This window comes from Enhygromyxa salina (assembly GCF_002994615.1).
GTDB lineage: Bacteria > Myxococcota_A > Polyangia > Nannocystales > Nannocystaceae > Plesiocystis > Plesiocystis salina_A.
The window spans coordinates 1-24,666 of record NZ_PVNK01000162.1 but is presented as its reverse complement, the minus strand read 5'-3'; the positions used below and the strand labels follow the sequence as shown (position 1 = coordinate 24,666).

Annotated in this window: 15 protein-coding genes; 11 read left to right on the top strand and 4 right to left on the bottom strand. The window is 69.6% G+C overall.

Annotated elements, in window-relative coordinates; all coding sequences use genetic code 11:
* Window positions 1-24 precede the first annotated feature (24 nt).
* From ENSA5_RS17605 to ENSA5_RS17585, 5 genes are all read left to right on the top strand, one after another.
* Window positions 25-1,881 (top strand): sigma 54-interacting transcriptional regulator, encoded by a 1,857-nt coding sequence (locus ENSA5_RS17605; protein ID WP_106392838.1) that lies wholly within the window; start codon window positions 25-27, stop codon window positions 1,879-1,881.
* Window positions 1,881-2,705 carry a hypothetical protein gene (locus tag ENSA5_RS17600; RefSeq protein ID WP_106392837.1) on the top strand — a complete coding sequence of 275 codons (825 nt, stop codon included), beginning with the start codon at window positions 1,881-1,883 and terminating at the stop codon, window positions 2,703-2,705. The genes ENSA5_RS17605 and ENSA5_RS17600 overlap by 1 nt, the downstream gene beginning before the upstream one ends.
* A 47-nt stretch (window positions 2,706-2,752) precedes the next feature.
* Complete coding sequence (locus tag ENSA5_RS17595; RefSeq protein WP_106392836.1) at window positions 2,753-4,954, top strand: hypothetical protein; 2,202 nt, start codon at window positions 2,753-2,755, stop codon at window positions 4,952-4,954.
* 572 nt (window positions 4,955-5,526) lie between these two features.
* The gene (locus tag ENSA5_RS17590; protein WP_106392835.1) at window positions 5,527-9,486 is read left to right on the top strand and encodes a DEAD/DEAH box helicase; all 3,960 of its coding nucleotides are present in this window, start codon (window positions 5,527-5,529) and stop codon (window positions 9,484-9,486) included.
* A gap of 16 nt (window positions 9,487-9,502) precedes the next feature.
* Window positions 9,503-10,456, top strand: a complete 954-nt coding sequence (locus tag ENSA5_RS17585) for a M14 family metallopeptidase (RefSeq protein WP_106392834.1) — start codon at window positions 9,503-9,505, stop codon at window positions 10,454-10,456.
* A 147-nt stretch (window positions 10,457-10,603) separates the two neighbouring features.
* Here ENSA5_RS17585 and ENSA5_RS17580 read toward each other — a convergent pair whose 3' ends face one another.
* Window positions 10,604-12,433, bottom strand: a complete 1,830-nt coding sequence (locus ENSA5_RS17580) for a serine/threonine protein kinase (protein WP_181197860.1) — start codon at window positions 12,431-12,433, stop codon at window positions 10,604-10,606.
* A gap of 263 nt (window positions 12,434-12,696) precedes the next feature.
* Window positions 12,697-14,400, bottom strand: a complete 1,704-nt coding sequence (locus ENSA5_RS17575; RefSeq protein ID WP_106392832.1) for a serine/threonine-protein kinase — start codon at window positions 14,398-14,400, stop codon at window positions 12,697-12,699.
* 215 nt (window positions 14,401-14,615) lie between these two features.
* Between ENSA5_RS17575 and hutH the strand changes: the two genes are divergently transcribed.
* The gene (gene hutH / locus ENSA5_RS17570) at window positions 14,616-16,151 is read left to right on the top strand and encodes a histidine ammonia-lyase (RefSeq protein ID WP_106392831.1); all 1,536 of its coding nucleotides are present in this window, start codon (window positions 14,616-14,618) and stop codon (window positions 16,149-16,151) included.
* A gap of 14 nt (window positions 16,152-16,165) precedes the next feature.
* Here hutH and ENSA5_RS17565 read toward each other — a convergent pair whose 3' ends face one another.
* Window positions 16,166-17,737, bottom strand: coding sequence for a hypothetical protein (locus tag ENSA5_RS17565; protein ID WP_106392830.1), 1,572 nt, complete (start codon window positions 17,735-17,737; stop codon window positions 16,166-16,168).
* Between the two features lie 599 nt (window positions 17,738-18,336).
* Here ENSA5_RS17565 and ENSA5_RS17560 point away from each other — a divergent pair.
* The 5 genes from ENSA5_RS17560 (at window position 18,337) to dapF (ending at window position 23,310) form a co-directional block, all read left to right on the top strand.
* Window positions 18,337-19,554: a phosphoglycerate kinase gene (locus ENSA5_RS17560; protein ID WP_181197859.1), complete on the top strand. Its 1,218-nt coding sequence runs from the start codon at window positions 18,337-18,339 to the stop codon at window positions 19,552-19,554.
* Between the two features lie 9 nt (window positions 19,555-19,563).
* Entirely contained in the window at window positions 19,564-20,361 is a 798-nt protein-coding gene (tpiA, locus tag ENSA5_RS17555) for a triose-phosphate isomerase (protein ID WP_106392828.1), read from the top strand.
* A gap of 6 nt (window positions 20,362-20,367) precedes the next feature.
* Window positions 20,368-21,036 carry a preprotein translocase subunit SecG gene (gene secG, locus ENSA5_RS17550; protein ID WP_106392827.1) on the top strand — a complete coding sequence of 223 codons (669 nt, stop codon included), beginning with the start codon at window positions 20,368-20,370 and terminating at the stop codon, window positions 21,034-21,036.
* Between the two features lie 252 nt (window positions 21,037-21,288).
* On the top strand, window positions 21,289-22,332 hold the full coding sequence (locus ENSA5_RS17545; RefSeq protein ID WP_181197858.1) for an AAA-type ATPase lid domain-containing protein: 1,044 nt from the start codon (window positions 21,289-21,291) through the stop codon (window positions 22,330-22,332).
* Window positions 22,333-22,446: 114 nt separating this feature from the next.
* On the top strand, window positions 22,447-23,310 hold the full coding sequence (gene dapF, locus ENSA5_RS17540) for a diaminopimelate epimerase (protein WP_106392825.1): 864 nt from the start codon (window positions 22,447-22,449) through the stop codon (window positions 23,308-23,310).
* On the opposite strand, the gene ENSA5_RS17535 is transcribed toward dapF, so the two are convergent.
* Complete coding sequence (locus ENSA5_RS17535; RefSeq protein ID WP_146155816.1) at window positions 23,250-24,038, bottom strand: MerC domain-containing protein; 789 nt, start codon at window positions 24,036-24,038, stop codon at window positions 23,250-23,252. The two genes, dapF and ENSA5_RS17535, sit on opposite strands and share 61 nt — an antisense overlap.
* Window positions 24,039-24,666 lie beyond the last annotated feature (628 nt).

Genomic DNA, 24,666 nt, shown 5'->3' with positions numbered 1-24,666 from the left:
CCGCGCCCTCCCCTTCGTGACCCCATGCCGCACCTTCAGTACACGGCCCTCGACGGCAAGACCAAGCAGCTGGCGATCGTCCGCAAGCTGACCACCCTCGGCTCGTCGAAAGACAGCGATCTGGTCATCGACAGCCCCGACGTCGCCCCCGCCCACGCGACCTTGACCCATGAGCCGGGCCGCTTTCGGCTCGAGTCGACGGCCCGGTCCAACCCCTTTTTCGTCAACGGCAAGAAGACCCGGAGCCTCGACCTGCGCCACGGCGACATCTTCGTCATCGGCGAGCTCGAGCTGACCTTCTCGACCCTCGACGAGCGCCCGACCCCGCAGACCCCGACCCCGCGCGGCGACGAGTCGGCGCTGCAGCTCGCGGCGATGCAGAAGCTGCACAACTTCTCGCGCCTGCTCGCGACGCCCGCCGACCTCGACGGGCTCCTCGATGAGCTGATCGACCAGGTCGTGAGCCTGACCCGGGCGAGCAAGGGCTTTTTGGTCCTCGCCGGGGTCAGCAACCCCGACGACCCGGCCGGCTACGAGATCCGCGTGGCCCGCAACCTCGAGCGCGAGCCCGTCGACGACCCCTCGGCGCTGTTGTCCGACGACATCATCAGCTCGGTGATCTCGAGCAAGAAGCCGCAGATCATCTCCGACGCGCTCCACGACACCCGGTTCCAAAACAGCCTCTCGGTCATCAACCTCAAGCTCTCGAGCGTGATGTGTGCGCCGCTGCTGGTCCGCGGCGAGCTGCTCGGGCTGCTCTACGTCGGCAACAACGACATCGTCGACCTGTTCACGAGCGAGCAGCTCGAGACCCTCGAGGTCTTCGCCAGCCAGGCGGCGCTGTTCATCAAGAACGCGACCCTGCTCAACGAGCTGCGCAGCGAGAAGACCGAGCTCGCCGAGCGGCTCGAGAACGTCAAATTCGGCTCGATCATCGGCGCGTGCCCGCAGATGATCGAGGTCTACAAGCGGGTCGAGAAGGTCGCGAGCACCGACATCACCGTGCTCGTGACCGGCGAGACCGGGACCGGCAAGGAGCTCATCGCCCACGAGATCCACGACCGCTCGCCCCGGGCCAAGGGCCCCTTCGTGACCGTCAACTGCGGGGCGATCCCCGAGAACCTGATCGAGTCCGAGCTCTTCGGCCACGTCAAGGGCGCGTTCACGGGCGCCGTCGCCAATCAAATTGGCAAATTCCAGGCCGCCGACAAGGGCACGATCTTCCTCGACGAGATCGGCGAGATGCCGCTGGCCCTCCAGGTCAAGCTGCTGCGGGTGCTGCAGGAGCGACAGATCCAGCGGGTCGGCGACTCCAAGACCATGCCGATCGACGTCCGGGTCGTGGCCGCGACCAACCGCGAGCTGCGGCGCGAGGTCGACGAGGGCAATTTCCGCGAGGACCTCTACTTCCGCCTCAACGTGATCGGCATCGAGCTGCCGCCGCTGCGCGATCGTGGCAACGACGTGCTCCTGATCGCCCGCTACCTCGTCGGGCGCTTCACCAAGGAATTCGGCGATCGCTTCGATCCGCAGACCTGCTTCGAGGACAGCGCCGAGCGAGCGATGGCCAACTTCTCGTGGCCCGGCAACATTCGCCAGCTCGAGAACCACCTCAAAAAAGCGATGGTCCTGGCCGAGGGGCCTCGGATCAACGCCGCCGATCTCGACCTCGACGTGCCCGAGGGCGCGAGCTCGCCCGAGGACATCGTCCCGCTGACCGAGGCCCGCGACCGCTGGCAGCGCGCCTACATCGACAAGGTCCTCGCGCTCAACAACGGCAACCGGACCAAGACCGCGCGCGACCTCGGCGTCGATCCGCGCACGATCTTCCGCCACCTCGAGAAGATCGAGAAGGAGAAGTCGCAGGAGGCCAGCAGCTGATGAACGCCGCGGGCGTGGGTCGCCGCGGGCTGGTGCTCGCCCTGCTCGGCGCCGCCGCGATCGGGGTCGGCCTCGCGTGCATCATCCCCGACCGCGACATCCAGGTGTTCACGACCGACATCAACCAGTACCCGGTCCACTTCGTCGAGGGCATCCCGATCGACGAGGACGCCCGCTGCGCCTGCGATCCCGAGACCTGCGAGTGCCCGCTGCCGGCCTTCACCGCCCTGCCGACCTTCCTCGACCCGAGCGACTACGAGCTGTGCATCTGCGGCGAGAACAAGATCGACGCCAAGCAGCTGCCCGGGGTCTCGCTCTACATCGAAGACCAGGACGAAGTCGACGGCGAGCCCGCCGACAAGATCTACGCCGCCGCGCTGCTCGACTGGGATCCAACCCTCGGCGACGCGGCCTTCGACTACGTCGCCTATCGATCCTACCTCGATCCCCGCGACCCTCTCGACGTCTCGTTCAGCTCCTACGAGCTCGAGGTCCTCAAGCGCCCCCGGCCCTACGTCCGCTCGCTGACCCTCAGCGACGCCAACGGCTTCGACCTGTGCAACGGCGCCGGCCGCCCGGTCGCCCCCGGCTTTCACACCCTCTCGGTCATGGTCACCGACCGCCAGTGGTTTCAGCGCGAGGCCACGCTCGTCGACAGCGGAGACGCCACGACCGGGGGCGACCCGCTCGAGAGCATGGCCGTCGTCCTGGAGGGAGTGCCAAACATCGCCGCGGGCGCTACATACGACATCCAGACCTACGTCTTTCAGTGTCTCGAGGAGACCGACGAAAAGTGCGGATGCGCCGACATCACGGACCCCTAGTGCGGCCCAGGCCGGGTCTGGGATTGAGCCTCGGCGCGGGGCTGGGCTTGGCCCTGGGCTTGGGCCCGGCGGGCGGGTGCAGCACCGTCGATCGCGATCCAATCGCCGACTGCAACGACGACGACGACTGCGGGGATCAAGCGGTCTGCTCCCTCGCCCAGGGCAACATCTGCGTGCCCGCGGAGCTGCCCCCCCTGACCGTGCTCGGCTTCGACATCATCGAGGGGGATCTCCGCGTCGAGCTCCAAGGCTGCGACCCCGAGATCACCCGTGAGCTCGCCGGCACCCTCCTGCGCGTCCAAAAGCGCGAGTCGTTGATCAAGTCCCACCAGCTGCGGGCGAGCGAGTCACGCCCGGTGCTCAATTGCGGCGGCGGCGAGTGCGAGGGCGTGTGTGACGAGGACGCCCTGACCTGCACCACCCAGACCGACAAGCGCCTCGGGCTGAGCTCGCTCTCGCGCCTCGGGCTCGCCGATCTGAGCAGCTCGCGCAAGGACTACGTGACGGTCCCGGACCAGCCGGTGCCCGAGGGCGAGCTCCCGCCGCCCGTCGAGTTCATCTGGCCCAGCTACGAGTCCGACGACGAGCGGGCCCACGCCTCGCTCGAGCTCGAGGTCGCCCCGCCCGAGGGCGCGACCTCGACCAGCACCTACTGGCGGGTCATCGCCGAGGACGCGCCCGAGGAGCTCGAGGCGACCGGGCGCGTACGCTGTCAGCGAGCGATCGTCGGCAACGAGGGCGCGGTCCGGACCCTGGCCGGAAGCCCGGTGCCCGCCGCCAACATCGAGTTCATCTACAACGAAGCGATCGCAAGCAGCTCGACGGTGCTCGGAACCGGGCGCGCGTGCGTCGACGATCTCGACTGCGCGCTCGGCTGGGCGTGCAACCTCGAGGGCAGCTGCGGCCTCGATCTGAGCGGCGTGTCCGCGGGATCGAGCATCAGCCTCGAGGATCCCGCTGGGGCCTTCCCGCCCGCGCAGCTCTACACCTACTGCGAAGACAGCCTCGCCGATCCGCTCGAGCGGCAATTCCTGGTCCGCGTCACGCCGCCCGCGGACTCGGGCCTGCCCAACATGATCTACGACCTCAACCAGGGCTTCGCGCTCCAGGCCCAGCCCGACATCCTCAAAGAGGTCACCATCGACGGGGTCCTGTGCCTGCCGAACTGGCAGCCGCCCCAGGCGATCTCCTTCTCGCTCGAGGGCGACCCCGTCGCGCTGACCGAGACCGAGCTCGGCGTCTACGAGTGCTGCTCGACCGAGTGCCTGCCGAGCAACGAGCCCGAGGTCGAGCCCCCGCCCCCGCCGACCCTCGACAGCTGCCAGAACTTCGGCGAGGTCAACTTCGAGACCCGGTGGTACAACCCCAACCTCGCCGTGTGGCAATTCGCCGGCTGCGTCCCGACGGCGGCCAACAGCGACGGGTCGAGCGGCATCTTGGTCCGCAACGTCAAGACCTGCGACGACGAGGGCTGCAGCGTCTCGCTGACAACCGGCGATCCCGACGAGGACAGCCGCAACTATCGGGTGTCGATCGTTCAGCCGGTCGGCTCGGCGTTTCGCTCGCAGCGCTTCAACCTCACGGTCGGCCCCGAGACGACCGAGTTCGAGCCCTTCGAGCTCGAGCCGCGGGTGCTGCTCCGCGGCGAGATCGTGTGCATCAGCGAGGGGTGCAGCGCGAGCAACGCGGTCGTCGCGGCCGAGCGACTTCGCGTCGACACCGACGACAGCGATCCCTCGGGTCCCTTCTACTATCAGGCCCGCGTCAACGCCGCCGGGAGCTTCGTGCTGCCGGTCGATCCCGGCGTCTACGTGGTTACCGCGTACCCCGCGGTCGGTCAGCCCGGCGGGCCCGCCCCCTTTCAAGTCCTCGATCTGCGCGAGGGCTCGCCGATGCTCGCCGACATCGACGGCGTGTTCAACGCGGTCCTGGGCGATCCTCTCCAGCTCGACGACGGGGTCCTCGTCCAGGTCCATCTCCGCGACTTCGAGGTCTCCTCGACCAAGGTCACCCCGCTGGATACGGGATCCTGGGCCGAGCAGAGCGGCTGGCCTGGAATTGACGGGATCCCCGAGCTGACCGGTCTCGACCTCAACGATCCCCTCGCCTGTCACGGATCGTCGACCCTCGGCTGCCAGATTCGCCGGGTCCGGCCAGGCGGGCCGACCGCCACGCCGATCTCCTTGCTGATCGACGGACGCTTCCAGTTTACGACGCGCAAACGCGGCGAGACCGCGTGTGGAGGCTGAGCGCAGGCGCGGCTCACGCATAGCGCGATCGTCCCCTCCGCCCACGTCACGTCCCACACGCTTGCGCACGAACGGCCTCTACACTGCTCTGACGCCCGCCAGAGCAGAGTTTCAATTGGCGGGCCCGCTTGACCGCCGGGGCCGATCCTGGAACACTCGCCGCAACTGACCAAGCCTCAACCACCGAGCCGAAAGCGCGTGTTCACGTGGATTCGAATCATCGGTGCCGTCGCCGTGATTGTCTTCGCCCTTTGGGGCGTCGGCGTTGGACTCTGGCAACAGAGCCCAGGACTCCCGGATGACCAAGCCGACTGCTCCTACCGCGTGGAGCTCATGCGCGCGAGGCTCCTAGCCCTGATGGATCGTTCCCCTTCGCGGGCCGACACAGGGACTGAGGCCGACGAAGACTTTGCCAACCTCCTCCGCGAGACCCACGCGGCCTGTGGCGATGCCAGCCCCGACCTGCTGCACAAGCTCGAGCGAATCGATGACGAACATGCTCGAGAGCGGGAACGGAGGCGGCAATCGGCCGCAGCGCGTGCGGAGCTCAGCGCGCTCGAAGGTTTCCCTCGATGACCGAGACCACTGGGTCCGACCAAGCGTCGGACCAAGCGCAATCCCAAAGCCAATCTGACAACCCGCGCAGCGAGACCGCCACCGAGCCCGACCAGGCCGGTGAGGTCGAGGCGTCGAGCAACGCAGACGCGTCTGCCGAGGTAGCGGAGGCCGAGCCCCCGCCCACGGTCGCCAGCGCCGATCCGAAGCCCGCCAGCGCCGAACCGGAGCCCGCCAGCGCCGAACCGGAGCCCGCCAGCGACGAGCCAGAGGCCGCCAGCGCCGAACCGGAGCCCGCCAGCGCCGAACCGGAGCCCGCCAGCACCGAGCCGTCCTCCGAAGGCGACGAACCGGAGCCCGAGCCACCTGCGAGCTGGGATCAACTCGATCTCCCGCCTGGCCTGCGCTCCGCGATCGACACCCTCGGGTGGACCCAGCCCACGCCCGTCCAGGCGAAGACCTTCTCGACGATGGTCAGCGGGGCCGACGTCGTCGTGCAGTCGCAGACCGGCAGCGGCAAGACGGGAGCCTTCTGCCTTCCGTGGCTGGCCAGCCGGTTCGAGCGTGGCCCGGCCAGCGACACGGGCGTGCAGCTGATCGTGCTGCTGCCGACCCGTGAGCTCGCCAAGCAGGTCTGCGAGGAGCTCGTGCGCCTCGCGGTCGACACCCCCGTCGACGTGCTGCCGGTCTACGGCGGCACGGCCATGGCCCCCCAGCTCGACGCGCTCCGATCCGGCGTCCACGCCGTCGTCGGCACCCCGGGTCGGATCCTCGATCACATCCGCCGTCGCTCGCTCGATCTGTCCAAGGTCCGCACCGTGGTCCTCGACGAGTGCGACGAGATGCTCTCGATGGGCTTCCTCGAGGACATCCGCGCGATCCTCAGCGCGTGCCCGGTCGAGCGCCAGACCTGTCTGTTCTCGGCCACGGTCCCACGGGCGATCGAACGCATCGCCCGACGGAGCATGCGTGACCCGGTCCGCATCGAGCTCTCGGGCGACGAGATCGCCGCCGCCGAGATCGATCACGCCTACTACTCGACGGGCGGGACGATCAAGACCCGCGACCTCCTCGACGTGATCATGCTCGAGGATCCGGCCGCCGCGATCGTGTTCTGCAACACCCGCGAAGAGACCCGGCTGGTCGCCAACGTGCTCCAGAAGAACGGCTACTCGGCCCACGCGCTGTCCAGCGACCTGACCCAGGTCGCGCGCGAGAAGGTCATGGGCCAGTTCCGCGACCGCAAGCTGCGCTTCCTCGTCGCGACCGACGTCGCAGCCCGCGGCATCGACGTGTCCCACGTCAGCCACGTCATCAACTACTCGTTCCCCGAGAACGCCGAGGTCTACGTCCACCGCACCGGTCGGACCGGCCGCGCAGGTCGGGCCGGGCAGGCGCTGAGCCTGATCTCACCGCTCGAGATCGGCAACTTCTACACGCTGACCAAGAGCTACAAGAGCATCCAGTTCACCCAGCGCAAGATGCCGCGCAGCGACGAGCTCGCGGCCACCCGGACCGAGGTCAAGCTCGACCGCATCAGCCACGACTACTCCCAGCCGGTCTCGCCGGAGTGGCGCTTGCTCGCGCGCCGCCTCGCCGAGGATCCGCGCGGCGAGCTCGTCGTCGCGTATCTGCTCCACGAGGCGATCGAGGGCGAGCGGCTCCGGGCGAAGGCCGAGGCCCAAGACGACGAGAGCGAGAGCGACGAAGGCCTCGACGAGCTGCGCGAGGGTGCACGCCGCGACCCTGGCCGATCACGTGAGCGACACGGTCGTGACCGCGATGGCCGTGGGCGCGACGGTCGTGACCGCGACAGCCGTGGGCGCGACGGTCGTGACCGCGACAGCCGTGGGCGCGGGCGTGATCGTGGTCGTGACCGCGATCGTGACCGCGATCGCGGGGGGCGGTCACGTGACCGTCATGACCGGGGTCGTGAGCGCGACCGGGGCCGTGAACGCGACTCCGATCAGCGGACCGATTCACGCGAGGACTCGCCCACGAGCGAGCGGACCCGCGAACGCGAGGAGCCCCGACGTCGTCGCTCCCGCAAGCGCGAGCCCATCGCGCGTGACGAGGCTGGAACCGAGGCTGTCGCAACCCCGCCCGTCGAGCCCGCTGTCGCAGCTCAACCGGCGCCCGAGTCGGTCGGCGCTGCCGAGGAGACCCTCGCCGAGGCCACGGTCGAGGACGGCCAGGCCGCGACCGAGGCCGCCGCGACCGAGGCCGCCGCGACCGAAGCCGCCGCAGCAAGCGATCCGAGCGCGGATGCCGGGGTCGACGAGACACAGACCGCTGACACCGCGGCTGACGAAGACGGCGCCAAGCCCAAGAAGCGCCGTCGCCGTCGCCGTCGCCGCCGCAAGTCCGGCGAGGACGAAGGCGCGGATGTGCAGGCAGCAGGTGCGGACGCGCAAGCAAGCGCCGACGCCCCCAGCGCCGACGGTGGGAGCGAGGGCGACGAACAGGCCGCCAGCGACGAGAGCGCCGACGGTGGCCAGAAGCGCAAACGCAAGCGCCGCCCCCGTCGCCGACGCCGAGGAAGCGCGGGGGCTGGCGAGGATTCCGCCCGTGCATCCTCGCGTGACTCGGGCGACGGGGCCGACCGCCCACGGTCGCGTCGTCGCCGTCGTCGCAGCGAATCGAAGGATGAATCGGTCGCGCGCGAGATCCCGCTCGTGTCTCAAGACGAGATCGTCATCGACATCGATGAGAACGAGCTGTCGGCTGTGCGCGATGAGTTCGGCGAGATCGACGAGCTCGACGAGCTCACCCTCAAGGGCCGTCGCCGCGCGGTCCTCGACGATCTCACCGACGAGGTCGAGGTCGAAGATCTCACCGACAGCGACGCCGCCGCCAACACCGACGACGACGACGACGACGACGGCGACGACACCGACGACGACGGCGACGACACCGACGGCGACGACGACACCGACGGCGACGACGACGCCGACACCTCGGCCGCCGACGCCAGCCCGAGCTCCGACGCAGGGACCCAAGATCCGGCTGCGTCGGCCCCGGCGGGACCCGATGTCGCGACGCCCGACACGAGCTCATCCGCGCCCGACACAAGCCCGGCCGCGGCCGAGTCTGCGGCCGAACCCGCCAAGAAGAAGCGCCGTCGCCGACGCCGACGCAAGAAGACCCCGCCCGCTCCCCCCGAGCTGACCTGTCCTCCCCACAAGGACTTCTGGGAGGTCTGGGCGGGCAAGTTCTCGGCCTCGGATTTCGAGCGCGAGGACGACAACAAGGACGACAGCGACGACGACAGCGACGCCGACTTCGCGGCGACGTCGAGCGACAGGAGCCTGGCCAAGCCGACGAGCGAGCCCGAGTCTGATGTCCCGCTGATCCAAGACGTGCCCGACGAGAGCTCCTTGGTGCGGGTCGGACTCAACATCGGCCGTCGCCACGGGCACAAGGCCGCCCATGTCCGCTCGCTGCTCCGGCGTCTGACCGGTCTGCACGGCAAGGCCGTCAAGGACCTGACCGTCCGCGATCGCAACACCTTGTTCCGCATGGACCTCCACCATGTCGAGACCGTGATCGCGCGGATCGATGGCAGCGTCGTCGAGGACGTCGCGCTGACCCTGGTCCGGATTGAGGACGGTGGCGGTGCCCCGCTGCGGCTGCCGAACGAGCGCGCCGCAGAGACCATGGCCGTGGCGACCGAAGCGCTCGGCGACGTGGCGTCCCCGAGCGAGGCGTCGGCCGAGACCGAAGCTCCGGCCGAGACCGAAGCTCCGGCCGAGACCGAAGCTCCGGCCGAGACCAAGACGGAGGGGGAGCCTGCGGCGGCGACTGACGAGCCAGCTGCGTCCGAAGACAGCTCGGCCGACACCAAGGCCGACGCGGCGCCCGACGAGGACGTCACGGCCGAGGTCGCGCCCAACGAGGACGTCGCGGCCGAGACCGTCAGCCCAACACCGTCTGGCAGCTCCGCGGCGACCGACATCGGCGTCGCCGACAAGGGCTGAGCGCGAGGGTCATGTAATGGCCCTCCTCGATCCCTACCCCAGCCCCGACGAGCGCGAGCGAGAGCTCGCGTCTCTCGTCGAGCGGGCCACGGGATCGGGCGTGGGCGCCGAGTTGCTCGAGTATGGCCGCAGCGTCGAGGGCCGCCCGCTCCACGCGGTCCGCATCCCACGACGCGACGGGTCGGGCTCGAGCCCGCGGGTCCTGGTCTGCGCCAACACCCATGGGCCCGAATTCATCGGCAACCGGGTCTGCACGGGGATCCTCGCTCAGCTAGCGAGCGGCACACCTCCCGCGCCGCTGCGCGAGCTCGTCGAGCGGGCCGAGCTGTGGCTGGCGCCGTGCCTCAACCCCGATGGCTACGCCCGGACCTACGCCCGCGACGGCGTGGGTCCGCTCGCGACCTTGCGCCACAACCACCATGGGGTCGATCTCAACCGCAACTGGCCGCTGCCGCGCGGCACCCGACGTCTGCCGCTGCCCGGGGCAGGAAGCTCGACGCCCGGCGACGCGACCTATCGCGGCCCCCACGCCCTGAGCGAGCCCGAGACCGCGGCGCTCGATCGCCTGCTCGAGCAGCAAGATTTCCACGCCAGCGCCAACCTCCACAGCGTGATGGGCACGATGTTTCCGGCCCGTGTGCACACGCGCGAGGACTTCCAGACCTATCGGCGCCTGTGTCGAGCGCTGGCTCGGGCCCAGCCGCGGACCCGCTACCTCCGCCTCGCCAGTCGCGTGTTCGACACCTTCACGGGCGAGCAAGAGGACCATCAGCACCATGAGCGTCGCTGCTGGTCGATCTGCGTCGAGTGCTTCTCGCTCCCGGCGAGCCTGGCTCAGACCTTCGGGCGGCGGGCGCCGCTGTTTTGGCGCTTCAACCCCCGCGATCCCCAGCCCTGGGTCGACAACGACGTGCCCGGGGTCGCGGCGTACTTGCTGGCCGCGATCGCAACCCCGCGGCCATCGAGCTAGCAGCGGCCGCGGACCCCAACTCGCGCCCGCGGGCCTCAGCTAGCCGCCGCGGGCCCCAACTAGCCGGTCGCCGCGGGCCCCAACTAGCCGGTCGCCGCGGGCCTCAGCTAACCGCCGCGGGCCCCAACTAGCCGCCGCGGGCCCCAACTAGCCGCCGCGGGCCCCAAAGGGGTCCTTGAGATCGGGAGACACCCGCCGCGGCGGCTTGGTCTTGGTCTCTTCCTGGGGCTTGGGCTCGACCTTCTTCTCCGCGGGTTTCGTGTCCGCCTTCTTCTTGGTCGACGACACCTTCTTGGTCGGCGCCTTCTTGGTCGGCACGAGCTTGTACTCGAAGTTCTTGTCGCGCTCGGGATAGATCTCGATCTGCAGCGGATCGAAGCCCTGGGCCTTGAGCACCAGCGGCAAGGCATCCGAGGACTTCTCGACGTCGACGCCCTCGGCTGTGTTGGTCTTGCCGTAGCTGCCGTTGTCACGCGGATCGAGGATCGAGGCCTCGATCGGGTTGCCGTCGGGGTCACTGGTCGTGATGTGGTAGTTGACCGTCTCGGTCCCGACCGCGATCTCCTTGACCTTCTCAGGCTCCTCGATCTCGGGCTCCTCGACCTCGGGCTCCTCGACCTCGGGCGCCTTGGCCACGGCGGCCGGGTCTTCGGCCGGGTCTTCTGTCGCGACCGCATCTTTGTCTTCGCCGAACGCGATGAACGCCCCGACGCCCGCGGCGACGAGCGCGGCCGCGGCGATCATGCCGATCACGATGCCCTTGTTGGACTTGCGCTCCTCTTCGTAGGGCCCCGCGATGGGCGGCACCGTCCCGGGCGCCGGGGTCGGCCGACCTCCGGTGAACGCCATCTCCCCGGTCGAAGGGCGCGCGATGTTCTCGTTGACGTAGCCGACCGCGGCCGCGCCGGATCCCACGGCCTCGATCGCGGCCGCCATCTCGCGCATGTCCGCGAAGCGCAGCTCGCGGTCTTTCTGCATCGCCTTGAGGATGATCGCCTCGACCTCGGGCGGAATCCCGGCGTCGGGGACCACGGCCGAGGGCGCCTCGGGCACCTCGAACATGTGCTTGGTCAAGATCCCCATGAAGGTGTCCGCGGTGAAGGGGACCCGACCGGTGAGCAGCTCGTAGAGGATCACGCCGACGGCGTACACGTCGACGCGGTGATCGGGCTTGGCGCCCTGGGCCTGCTCGGGCGACATGTACTCGGGCGTACCGAAGATCATGCCCGTGCGGGTGAGGCCCTTGCCCTCGCCCTCTTCCTCGGAGGTGACCTTGGCGATGCCGAAGTCGAGGACCTTGATGAAGTCCTCGTTCTTGCCCCGCTTGATGCGGTAGCAGTTCTCCGGCTTCATGTCGCGGTGGATGATGCCGGCGTCGTGCGCGGCGGCCAGCGCCCGGCAGATCTGCAGCATGATCGGCTGGACCCGCGCCCACGGCAGGCGGCCCTGATCCTTGACGGTGTCCGAGAGATCCTCGCCCTTGAGGAACTCCATGATGAAGAAGACCGAGCCGTTTGGCGTGTCACCGAAGTCGGTGATCTCGACGACGTTCTCCTGGCTGATCATCGAGGCCGCGCGCGCCTCTTGCAAGAAGCGCTCGCGGAGGTCGTCCTTGTGGGCGAATTCGTGGCTAAGAACCTTGATGGCGAAGGTCTTGCCGATCGTCGCGTGCTCGCCGAGATAGACGGTGCCCATCCCGCCTTCGCCGAGCTTCTTGATGACCTTGTAGCGGCCGAGCAGGGTCTGGCCGATGAGATCGGTGGCAACCGGCGCGGACGCCTGAACCGGGACGACCGCGGGGACGCCAGCGTCACCACTCGAGATCATCGTGCCGCCGCTGGCGAGCTCGTCGGCTGGGGGCGCGACCACGGTGCCGGTCGAAGGTGGAGTCGGCGGCGGCGAGTTGCCGTCTGCCACGACGGTGGCCTTGGGCGTCGCCGGCGGCGCGCCAGCGATCATCGTGCTCTTGCCGCCCATCGATCCCGCTCCCGGTGGTGGCGGGGGGGGAGCCTTCATCTTCATATTGGGTTCAGCCATGAGTCGCTCTTCGGTTGGGAGGCTGGGCTAGCCTACCCTATTTTCTGCACCGGGATTGTCTCGCAAGTCGCACCTCGCGGGCAACGCTCGGGCCGCAGGGGCGGCTTGGGTGGGTGTGCTCGAACACGCACGCGAGCCCTTCGACTGCGGCCCAACCAGGGGTATTCGGACACCCCGCCCTCGCGCCCGCCGCGAGCGGGCGCTCACTGTCGATCCGAGGCCAGCCCGGGATCACCTCGGCCGTCGAGCTCCTGCGCACGCGAGAGCCAACGCTGCTCGACGGCGGATCCCTTCATCCCTGTGACATCCGGATCAGGGGCCTCCCGTCGCTGGAGCCACTGGACGAAGCCAATTGTGACCAGAGCGGCGAAGATCGCCGCTCCCGCGCCGATCAGGATCAGCGGGAGGTGTCGGCGGCGAAGACCCGGACGCGGAGGTTTGCCGAGGGGTCGCGTCGACTCTGGCGTGGGCGTCCTCGACAGAGAGGTCGTGGCGGCGGGTCGAGCGGACCCGGCCGGCCCGACGCGCGCAGGCTGGGCCTTGGACGGGACCCCCTCGCGGATGATGATGCTCGGCCGCTTGCGGACCGAGTCCCCTTCCCCGCCCGCCTTCGCGGCGAAGTCACCGGTCGCCGGACCGTCACCCTCGACGCTGTGTGCGTGGGCGACGGAGCCCGAGCCGATCATGATCGTCGCCCGCCGAACGATGTCCTGCTCGGACACGGCTGGGGTCGGCTGGGGCCAGCCATCGCTCGCTGCGCGCTCGCGCTCGTCGCCGCGCGAGCCGAGGTCGGCGGCGGCCGCAGCCTGCAGCACCCGCGCCGCGTCGAGCGCCGTCACTGGACGTTCGTCGCGGTTCTTGGCCAACAGTCGACCGAGCGCGGTCTCGATCGAGGGGAACTGGGAAAAGCGCGGATCGATGTCGCTCAGCCGCGGGGCGAGCTCGAACACCTGCATGGTCAGGGTCCCGACGGCCGAGTCGGCGGTCAGCGGGACCCGACCCGTGAGAGACTCGAACAACAGCACGCCGAGCGCGTACAGGTCGGAGCGCGGATCGAGCTCGTCGCCGCGGGCCTGCTCGGGCGACATGTACTGCGGCGTGCCCACGATCGCGCCAGCCATGGTCAGGCGGGTCTTGGAGCCGGCCACCCGGGCGATCCCGAAGTCGAGGAGCTTGACCTGCTCGGGCTGCTGATCGTCCTCGACCAGGAACACGTTGTCGGGCTTGAGATCGCGGTGGATGATCCCCACGCGGTGGGCTGCGGCCAACCCACGCGCGATCGCGCAGGCGATCTGCAGGGCGCGCGCGGGCTCGAGCGGCCCGTGCTGCGCGATCTCACGGGCGAGGCTGCGCCCATCGAGGAACTCCATCACGCTGAACGGGCTGCCCGACGGCGTCGTCCCGTAGTCGATGATGTCGACGACGTTGGGGTGCTTGACGCTCGACGCGAGGCGAGCCTCCTGGGCGAAGCGCTTGGCGATCTCCTCTTGCTGGGCGAAGCGCTGACGCAAGACCTTGATCGCCAGCTTGCGGCCGATCAGCAGGTGCGTGGCCTTGTAGATCAGGCCCATCCCGCCGCTGCCGATGTGCTCATCGATGCGATAGCGATCACCGAGCACGACCCCGAACAGGGGCTCTTCCTCCTCGAGCGCGACGTCGCGCGGCGGCGGGCTCCAAGCTTCGGAGGCGGCTGCCGACGCGCTGGCCGCCGCTCCACCTGCAGGGGCCGCGTGCCAGCCCGGGCTGCTCGTCGCGGTCAGCGTGGGGATGCTCGCGCTCGCGCTCGCGGGCTGCCAACGCGCGACGGAGCCCGACGAAGACGCGGTCGCCGGTGACGGGCTCAGGGGGCCCAAAACCGGCGCGGAGCCGATCGGGCTCGGGCGCGCGCCGAGGGCCGACCCGTCCATGGGACAAAAGACCGCCTCACCCTCGTAGCGAGCCCCACACTGCGGGCAGACTCGCACTTCAGACCAGCGTAGACGTGAGCGCAGCAGCGGTCAACGCGACAAAAAAACGGCTGCGTCCGGCGTCGGACCCGGCGTCGGGGTCACGTGAGCTCACCCTGGGCTGGAGCCTGGGGGAACGCGCTCGGGTTCTGGCGTCCCGTGCTATCGAAGTCGCCATGTCCGTCAAAACGGTGATCGTCGGGCGTCGGATCGACATCGAAGAGGTCCACCGGGTCGCCCGACGGGGCGCCCACGCGACCCTGAGCGAGACCGCCGAGGTCGAGCTGCTTCGGACCCGCGCACTGCTCGAGCGCTCGCTCGCCGCGGGCGGCAAGATTTACGGAGTCAACACCGGGTTTGGTGACCTCTCGAACATCGCGGTACCGGCCGACAAGCTGGAGGATCTCCAGCGCAATCTGCTGCGCAGCCACGCAGTCGGTGTGGGTGACCCCCTGGGCGCCGACGTCGTCCGGGCGCTCTTGATGTTGCGTGCCCACACCCTCGCGCTCGGGGCGTCCGGCGTCCGCCCGGTCGTGCCCGCCCGCTTGCTCGAGTTGCTGCGCCGAGGCGTCGTGCCGATCGTCCCCCGCCAGGGCAGCGTGGGGGCGAGCGGCGATCTCGCGCCGCTCGCCCACCTCGCGCTGCCGATCATCGGCGAGGGCGAGGCGTGGCTCGCGGGCGAGCGCATGTCCGGGGCCGACGCGCTGCGCCGCTGCGAGCTCGAGCCCCTGGTGCTCGGCCCCAAAGAGGGCCTGAGCCTGATCAACGGGACCCAGGTGACGACCGCGATCGCGGCGCTGGCCGTGTCTGACGCCCGCGAGCTGGTCGAGGCCGCCGACATCATCGGCGCCCTGAGCCTCGACGCGATGCTCGGGACCTCGACCCACTGCGATCCCCGGATTCACGCTGGCAAGCCCCACCCTGGCCAGCAGCACAGCGCAGCGCGGGTCGCCGAGCTCATCGCCGGGTCCGCGATCAACCGGTCCCACGCCGACTGCGGCAACGTTCAAGACGCCTACTCGATGCGCTGCATGCCACAGGTCCACGGAGCCGCGCGCACGGCCATCGAGTACGTCGCCGGGGCCGTCGCGATCGAGCTCAACAGCTTCACCGACAACCCGCTGGTCTTGCTCCGCGATCCCGATGACCCCGAGGCCGGCTTCGACGTCCTCAGCGGCGGCAACTTCCACGCGGGCAGCGTCGCGCTCCCGGCCGACCACGCGACCGCGGCCTTGACCACCCTCGCGACGATCAGCGAGCGGCGGATCGATCGGCTGTGTACGGCCCGACACTCTCGCGGGCTCCCGCCCTTCCTCAGCGACGACGCCGGGGTCGAGAGCGGGTTCATGATGGCCCACGTGACCGCGGCCGCGCTCGCGAGCGAGTGCAAGTCGCTGTCGTTCCCGGCCAGCGTCGACACGATCCCGACCTCGGCGGGCAAGGAAGATCACGTCAGCATGGGTCCGATCGCCTCGCGCAAGCTCGCCTCGGTCGTCGCCAACCTCGCCCGCGTCCTCGCGATCGAGGCCGCCGCCGCGGCCCGCGGCGTCGATCTGCGCGAGCGCGAGAGCAGCCCGGCGTTGATGCGCGTGCACGCGGCGATCCGCGAGCACCTCGCCCCCTACACCGGTGACCGCAGCATGAGCGCCGAGCTCGAGTCGCTGGCCGAGGCGATCTTGGCCGGGCGGCTGCGCGAGGCCGCCCAAGCCTGAGCCACGGCGCTCGGTCAGCGCCTTCGCCAGAACTGAACCCGGCCGATACGCACCCGATAGTCGCGCCGATAGTCGCGGCGCAGGAACGACTTCAGCTCGTCGAAGTCACGGTGCGGGACGGTCGAACCCAAGACCACGTAGGCCGGCCGCGCGGCGTCGAGCTCTCGGATCAGCTGCGCCGAGTACTCCGACTCGACGAAGCGCAGACGGGTCGCTGGCCGCCGCCAGGTGTCGTCGTTGGGCTGGCTGAGAATGCCGAGGGACTTGTAGATCGTGCTCGCCGACATCCGTCCAGCGAGCGGATACACGTCCCACAGGTGCCAGCCCCAGATCCAGATCGTGTCATCTGCTTGGGTGTTGGCGAGCAGGTGCGCGGCGATCCGGCGGCCGCCGAGGTCGTGGGGCTTGGCTCGATCGGCGCGGGTGTGATCGAGGATCAGCAGCTCGCGCCCGACGAGGACCGAGCACAGGGCCAAGACCAGCGCGCGCGGAGCCCAGTGGGCCGGACAGCGACGCCCGAGCAGGCCGATCGGCGCCGCCGCGAGCAGACACAGCGGCGCGGCGACGGCGACGAAGTAGCCCTTGTAGAAGCGAAAGCCGAGGCTCGCGGCGATCAGGGTTCCGAGCAGCCACGCGAGCACGAAGCCGAGCTCGCGCAGCTGCCGGGCCTCGCTCTCTTGGAGCGCGGCGGCGCGTCGCCACGCGCCGACGCGCCGTCCGAGCGCCGCGAACAGGGGGAAGCTGGCCAGGACCACGGCCAGCCCGAGGAAGTGCGCGCTGGCCAGCGCGCCCTCGCGCAGCGACGGACCGAGGCCGAGCTCGCTGGCCCCGACGTAGCGCAGGCCCCAGCGGTTCAGGAAGTAGCCGTCGACCAGCGCGCCGAGCTGCCCGGCGGCGAGGTACTGCAAGGTAATCGGTGTATGTCCAAGCACGAAACCGGCGAGTACGCAGCCCGGGTCGACGGCCCGGGCCCACCCGCGTGTCCGCGCGCTCGAGCACACCCCCGCCATGACCAGCAGCGCCAGCAAGACCACGGCGTCGGGCCGCTTGCACAGCGCGGCGAAGCTGGCGAGGGCTCCCGCGAGCATCCACAGGGTCGGGCGCCAGCGATCGCTGCGCGCGCGCCCGGCCTCGATGCCCAGCCAAAACGCCGCGATCTGCGGCGCGTTGGCCCAGGTCACGTAGTTCGCGTCCATCGAGTCGAGGTGCGCGTCGTGGAGCGCGTAGAGCCCCGCGCTGGCCAGCGCGCCCAGCTTGCCCCACAGCCGCCACCCCAGCCCGGCGACCAGCACCAGCCCGAGCAGCGCCCAGAGGTTGGCCGCGATCTGAAAGCGAGCGATGTCGCGGGCCTCGGGTCCCGCGAACCACGTGGCCAGGTAGAAGGTGCCCGGCGCCTTGAGCTCGAGGGTGTCGACGTAGGGCAGCCCGCCCCGGTCGAGGACCATCGCGTTGTAGAGGATGCCGGCCACGTCGTGCGACGCGAACCCGCCCTGCGTGAAGCCCGGTGTCCGCAGCCACGCCGAGCTCAGCACGATCACGATCAAGCCGAGCACCGTGAGCGCCGTGGTTCCAGCGACTTTGCGCATCTGGGGCCGCCATTGTGGGGCTGTCCCGCGCTCGGGTCGAGCCGAGGGCCTCGACGGCCTTGGAGTGAGCGCCGTTCAGCCCATAAACACTGTTTGAGGATGATTCATCCGATGTAGGACCCCTGCATACGCGAACTTCATTACACACTCAGACCCATCAAAAGCGTGCACTGACCTTCACCCTGAGCGCGATTTCACCAATTCTCGGGCCGCGCAGACACCGGGCTTCGAAAACCAAGCGGTTGAATTCAGTGGCTTTTCACCCAGCCGACCAAATCTCGCGGATCTGGGCCCATGGGTTGCACAAACCGGCGCCGGACAAGGCGAATGACTACGCGCAATCGTATCCACCCGTCGCAAGATGCCCGCCGCGTGCCGGTGTTCACCCGCACTCTGTTCCGGCATTTGCAAGATCAAGGCTACACGCGCGAGCAGATCATCGGTGTGTCGGCCGAGCTCCTCGGGCTGCTGTCCACGGACATGCAGGCGAAGGACAGCTTGCTGCCCGCCGAGTAGCGCTCCCCTCGCCCGTCTTCGTCACCCGTCTTCGTCACCCATTTGGGGTGACCAAGGCGGGTGAATGCGTTATGGCGGGGGCGATGGCTTCGCCCGAGCTGCCTTCGTTCGAGGATCTCGACGTCGACAACCGCCGCGTGCTCGTGCGCGTCGACTTCAACGTGCCGCTGCGTGGTCAGGGGGACGCGCGCGAGGTCACCGACGACACCCGTATCCGCGCCGCGCTCCCGACCCTGCGCGCCCTGATCGAGCGCGACGCTCGTCTGATCGTGTGCTCCCACCTCGGGCGGCCCAAGGGCAAGGTCGTCGACGACCTGTCCATGGGGCCGGTCGCGGGTCGCCTGTCCGAGCTGCTCGAGCGCCCGATCCGGCTGCCGGACGAGGTCGTCGGCGACGGGGTCACGAAGCTGGTCAACGACACCCGCGCGGGCGAGATCGTGCTGCTCGAGAACCTCCGCTTCGAGCCGGGCGAGGAAGCCAACGACCCCGAGTTCGCCAAGGCCCTCGCCAAGCTGTGTGACGCCTACGTCAACGACGCCTTCGGGGCCTCGCACCGGGCTCACGCCTCGGTCGTCGGCGTCCCCGGGCTGGTCCGCGCCCACGCCCCCGGCCTCCTGATGGCCGCCGAGCTCGACGCGCTCGGGCGCCTGGTCGACAACATCGCGCGGCCCTTCGTCGCGGTCGTCGGTGGGGCCAAGGTCTCGGACAAGCTCGGGGTCCTGGTCGCGCTGACCGAGCGCCTCCAGGCCGACGACGCGATCGTGATCGGCGGGGCGATGGCCAACACCTTCTTGCTCGCCCGCGGCAGCGTGCTCGGCGGCTCGCGGGTCGAGCGGGCGCTGCTCGCCGAGTGCAAGCGCGTGTTCGCCAAGGCCGCGGCCCGCGATGTCCGCGTGATCTTGCCCGTTGATCTGCGCTGCGGCGCCGCCCTCGACAGCGACGACGCGCAGGTCGTGGCGGTCGCCGACGGGGTCCCCGACGACGCCCTCGCCCTCGACATCGGACCGCGCAGCGAGGCCAACTTCGCCTCCGTCATCAGCGCGGGCAAGACCGTGTTCTGGAACGGGCCGATGGGCGTGTTCGAGAACCCGGTCTTCGCCGCCGGGACCATGGCCGTGGCCGCGGCCGTCGCCGACTGCGGCGGCTACACGCTCGTCGGGGGCGGCGACTCGGTCGCGGCGCTCAACGCCTCGGGCCGCGCCGACGACATCAATCACATCTCGACGGGCGGCGGAGCCTCGCTCGAGTTCGTCGAGGGCCGCGAGCTGCCCGGCGTCACCGCCTTGGCAAGCTCGAACTGAAACCGGGAGATGACTGTGACACGTACGATCTGGGTGCTTGGAAACTGGAAGCAGAACCTGCTGCGCGAGCCCGCCGCGCAGCTCGCCGAGGCGGTCGCCGCCGGCCTCCCGGGAGCGCTCGGCGGGGTCACTGGCGTCCGCGCCGGGATCGCGCCGACCTACCTCGCGCTCGACCGCGTCGCGCCCCACACGGGCGACGGGGTCGCCGCGCCGCGCCTGCTCGCCCAGGACGTCGCGGCCCAAGACAGCGGCGCGTTCACCGGCGAGGTCGGCCCCGCGATGCTGCGCGAGGCCCACGTCAGCGCCGCGATCATTGGCCACTCCGAGCGCCGAGCCCAGTTCGGCGACACCGACGAGCTCGTCGCCCGCAAGCTCGCGTCGGCCCTCGCCGGCGGCCTCGACGTGGTCTTGTGCGTCGGCGAGCGGCTCGAGCAACGCGACGCTGGCGAGCACGAAAGCGTCGTGATTTCGCAGCTTTCGGCGGCGCTGGCGAAGCTCCCACCTGAGCTCGAGCCCAGCCGCGTGGCCGTCGCCTACGAGCCCGTGTGGGCGATCGGGACCGGCCGGACCGCGACGCCCGAGCAGGCCAGCTCGATGCACGCAGCGATCCGCGCCTGGCTCGACGCCGAGGGTCATCGAGGCGCTGACAGATCGCTGCTCTACGGTGGTAGCGTCAAACCGACCAACGCCACCGAGCTGCTCGCAGCCGGAGACATCGACGGGTTCCTGGTCGGCGGTGCGTCGCTTGACCCGCGCTCGTTCCTCGATATCGTGACCTGCGCCGCCGACCACGTCCGCGCGAGCTGAATTCCGATGACCACCTTCATCACCATCATCTACGTCATCGTCGCCCTGATCATGGTCCTTTCGATCCTGCTTCAGGCTGGCAAGGGCGGCGGGCTCGGCTCGGCGCTCGGCGGTGGCGCGAGCCAGGGCGTGTTCGGCGGAGGCGGCGGGGCCGACTTCATGTCGAAGCTGACCCAGGGCTTCGCCGCGACCTTCATGATCTGTGCGATGTACCTGGCCTACGCCAGCGCCCACGTCGGCTCGGAGTTCCTCGAGAGCGAAGACCAGGGCTCCGAGGGCATGCTCGAGGCCGACGAAGAGATCAACTACGAGCGCCTCGGCCCGCGCCCGCAGCCGCTGCCCACCGCCGAAGAAGGCAAGGCGATGCAGGCCGAGGCCAGCGCGATGGTCCCGGCCCAGAGCGCCGCGCCCCTCGAGATGATCGAGGAGGCCGCAACGGAGCCGGAGCCCGCAGCGGAGCCGGACCCCGCCCCCGAGCAGCCCGCGAAAGAACCGGCCGACGAGCCGGGTTCCGACGACGGCGCAGTCAATGGGGAACGTGGCGATTCGCCCGACGAAGACCGGGGCGATTCGCCACAAAGTGGCGAATCAATCCCGCAAGATGCTGCGCCGGATGATAAAAAAACGACTGATGACACTTCGGTCGACGGGCCGGATGAGGACCAGGCTGGCTGAGCGGCACCTCTCCTAAACCCTCGATTTCGACACTCAGGCGGCCATTTAGGCCGCCTGAGCTAATTGTACCTATAATAAGGATGCTCAAAAACGCGCATCTTACCGTTCCCAACTGATCCATAGTGCACTGATATTTTGCTTGCAGTCCTACCGGGGTTTGCTGATAGGAATGAGGCGAACCCGGAGCGCGGCGCGTGATTGCCCGAGCTGATGTCGGGTGAAGTCGAGCACAGTGGAGTGAAGGAGAACGTCATGCCGGATTCGTTGCGGGAAGTGTGGGCTGGCCCGCGAGGTGAGCTCTCGCAGATCGAATTTCATACCCACGTCGCGCCAAGCCGCGACGGCCTGGCTGAGGCCGCCGAGAGCTGGCTGGCCGGTCAGTCGAGCGTGATCGAGCGCCTGCGCATCCGCGCGACCCAGATCGGCAGCGAGGGCTCGGCGGTGGTCGTGATCCACGGCGGGCCCGGAACCGGCAAGCTTCGCGTGGCCCAGTGGATTCATCGCTGCGGCAACCGGTCGACCCGTCCCCTGCTGGTCCTCGACGCCGACGACCCCACCCTCCACAGTCAGCTCGACCGGGTCATCGCGACGCTGACCAGCGGGCTTGCCAGCGGCGCGAGCGCGCCGGGGACCGTCGCGCTGCGCAACTTCGAGCGCGCCGACGAGCCAGCCATTCGTCGGCTGCTGGAGATCCTCGGCAGCCAGGGCGTCGAGCTGGTCTGCGCGCTGCTGCTGATCACCAAGCGCAACCCCGACCAGCTCCGGGACACCTCGCTGCTCCACGCAGAGCTGCTGGCGCGGGCGGGCAACTCGGTGGTCTCGGTCCCGGCCGTCCGCCACCGCGGCGGCGACGTCGCCGAGCTCGCGCGCCAGTTCGCCGAGGAGGCCGCGCGCCGCTACGACAAGTCAATCCGCGGGATCTCTCCCCAAGCGCTGGCCAAGCTCGAGGCCCACGACTTCCCGGGCAACGTCCGCGAGCTGCAGTTCATCGTCGAGCAGGCGATCTTGCGCAGCTCGGGTGACTGGGTCACCGGCGAGTGCTTCTTGGGCCTCGACGACGGGGCCGCCGTGCACACGACCGGCGAGTCCGAGCTCGTCATCCGTCTGCCTGGCTCCTCGCTCCGCGAGATCGAGGTCCAGGCCCTGCAGCTCGCGCTCAAGCTCTCATCCGGGCGGATCGTGCGGGCGTCGGAGCTGCTCGGCATCACCCGTCACGCGCTTCGCCGCAAGCTCGAGAAATTCGGCCTCAACGAGCTCCGCGCCCCGAGCAACAACCCCAGCACGCAGAGTCTCTAGCTCCCCCCCAACGCTCGCCTCAAACGCTCGCCTCTCGGCTCGTACTCGACCTAAATCATTCAGCTTTTTTGGTTCAGCGCTTGATCTGGGGCTAGCAGGTATACCCTCCTGCGAATGCCGATCGCGTTTCGCAAGGTCGAGGGTCTCGGCAACGACTTCGTGCTGCTCGATCGCCTCGATCGCAGCGCCGTCGAGCTCGCTCGAGACATCGCGTGGGCCCAGGCCAACGCCTCGCGCGTGTGCGATCGGAGGCGGGGCGTGGGCGCCGATGGGATCCTGATCGTCGGGCCCGGGCGCGGGTCGGCCGAGGCCTCGATGACGGTCGTGAACTTCGACGGCTCACGACCGGAGATGTGCGGCAACGGGCTCCGCTGCGTGGCCGCGTACGTCGGCGAGCGTCGCTCGATCGAGGCGATGACGATCGACACGGACGCTGGACCGCGGGCTTGTCAGATCACCGCGCGGACCGGCGCCGAGGTCTCGGTCCGCGTCGACATGGGCCCGGCCGAGCTCCTCGGCGCGGCGCGGCCCGAGGCCGGCGGCGGGCGCGAGTTCGTCGGCGTCTCGATGGGCAACCCCCACGCGGTCTGCTTCGTGGGCAGCGACGAAGATCCCGAGGCCCTCGCGCGGACCCTCGGATCCGCGCTCGAGCTCGACCCCGTCTACCAACCGGCCAAGACCAACGTCGAGTTTGCCCGGGTCCAGAGCCCGTCGGCGATCGAGCTGTGGGTCTGGGAGCGGGGCGTGGGGATCACCGACGCCTGCGGGACCGGAGCTTGCGGCACGGTCGTCGCGGCCGTCGAAGGGGGCCTGGTCCCGGCTGGTACGCCCGTCGCGGTCCGTCTGCCCGGCGGCGTCCTCCATGTCACGGTGCCCGCGGATCCGCGCGTCGGCGTGACCATGCTCGGCCCCGCCCGTCAGGCCTTCTCGGGGGTCATCGACGGGTCCGTGTCGCCGTCTGCGGCCGAGTCGTCGTAGCTGTCGCCCTCGTCCCCGGCCTGCCCTTCCTCGGGCTCGCGCGCATCGTCCGACGAGTCCGAGTCTTCGTCGCTCGCTTCAGCTGCTGGGCCCGCAGGTCCGGGCAGCATCCGCCGGCGATAGGGCTCGTCGGGGTGCGGATCGTCGAGCTGGATCGGACCGAAGGTGCGCTCGATCAGGTTGAGCATCGCGCGGCGCTGCTCGTCGATTCGATCTGCGCGGCGCAGATCGTGGGCGATCACCGGGCCGAGCACGAGCGCGAGCGCACCGTAGAGCAAGGCCTTCTTGGCCAGGACTCCGGGGCCAACGAGGACCCACACCAACCCGAGACCCGCGAGGGCCAAGAACCCGACCCACCGCTGCAGGGCCCAGCGTGGCCGGCGATAGGCGAAGCGAAGCTCGATCAGCGTGCCCTCTCGCGTCGAGCTGAGCCGACCGCGCAAGTACAAGAGCCGCAGCATGCCCGTGGCCGACTGCCCCCGCGCCGCCGGCGGACCGCAGTGCATCGTGAACTCGCGCGAGCCGAGCTCGAGGGTGTACTCCGCGTCCTCGATCAACCCGCCGAAGTCCGGGAGCATGTTGCGCTCGTAGGCCTTGACCCCCGCCTGCTCCGACAGGCGCTCGAGCACCTCCTTGGCCGTCAGCGCGACATGGTAGCGACGCGGGGCCGGGCGGGTCTCCCCCTGCTCACGCTTGGCCGGAGCACGCTCGTCTGGACCGGAGGTCACCGTGCTCGTGTACGCTGCTTCGGCCTGCTCCGCCACCGGACCGGATCACCAGCAGCGCCCTGCGCGACTCGCGGTCCCCGTACTGCGTACCCGAAGTCCGATCTGGGTTTCGCGGCGTTGATGAGGGCTCTGTCGTGGCCGCTGGGGGTCCGCGGCGGGCACCTCCGGCTCGTTGATGAGGCTCTGTCGTCGCCGCTGGGTCCGCGGCGGGCACCTCCGGCTCGTTGATGAGGCTCTGTCGTCGCCGCTGGGGGTCCGCGCAGGGCCACAGGAGGTCCGAGTTCGGGGCGTCGCCTCTCCATCTGGGATGCAGAAGGCTCTTGGTGCTCTCTCACCAGGTCGGTCGGCTGGTCGTCGAAGGTGCTTTTCGTACGGCGATACCCCGAACTCGGACCTCCTGCGGCCTTTTTGCGCTCTGCTCTTTGCCGTGAACGACCCCGATCCGAGGCGCTGGGCACCATCCGTTGATGAGGCTCTGTCGTCGCCGCTGGGGTCCGCGCTGGGCCACAGGAGGTCCGAGTTCGGGGCGTCGCCTCTCCATCTGGGATGCAGAAGGCTCTTGGTGCTCTCTCACCAGGTCGGTCGGCTGGTCGTCGAAGGTGCTTTTCGTACGGCGATACCCCGAACT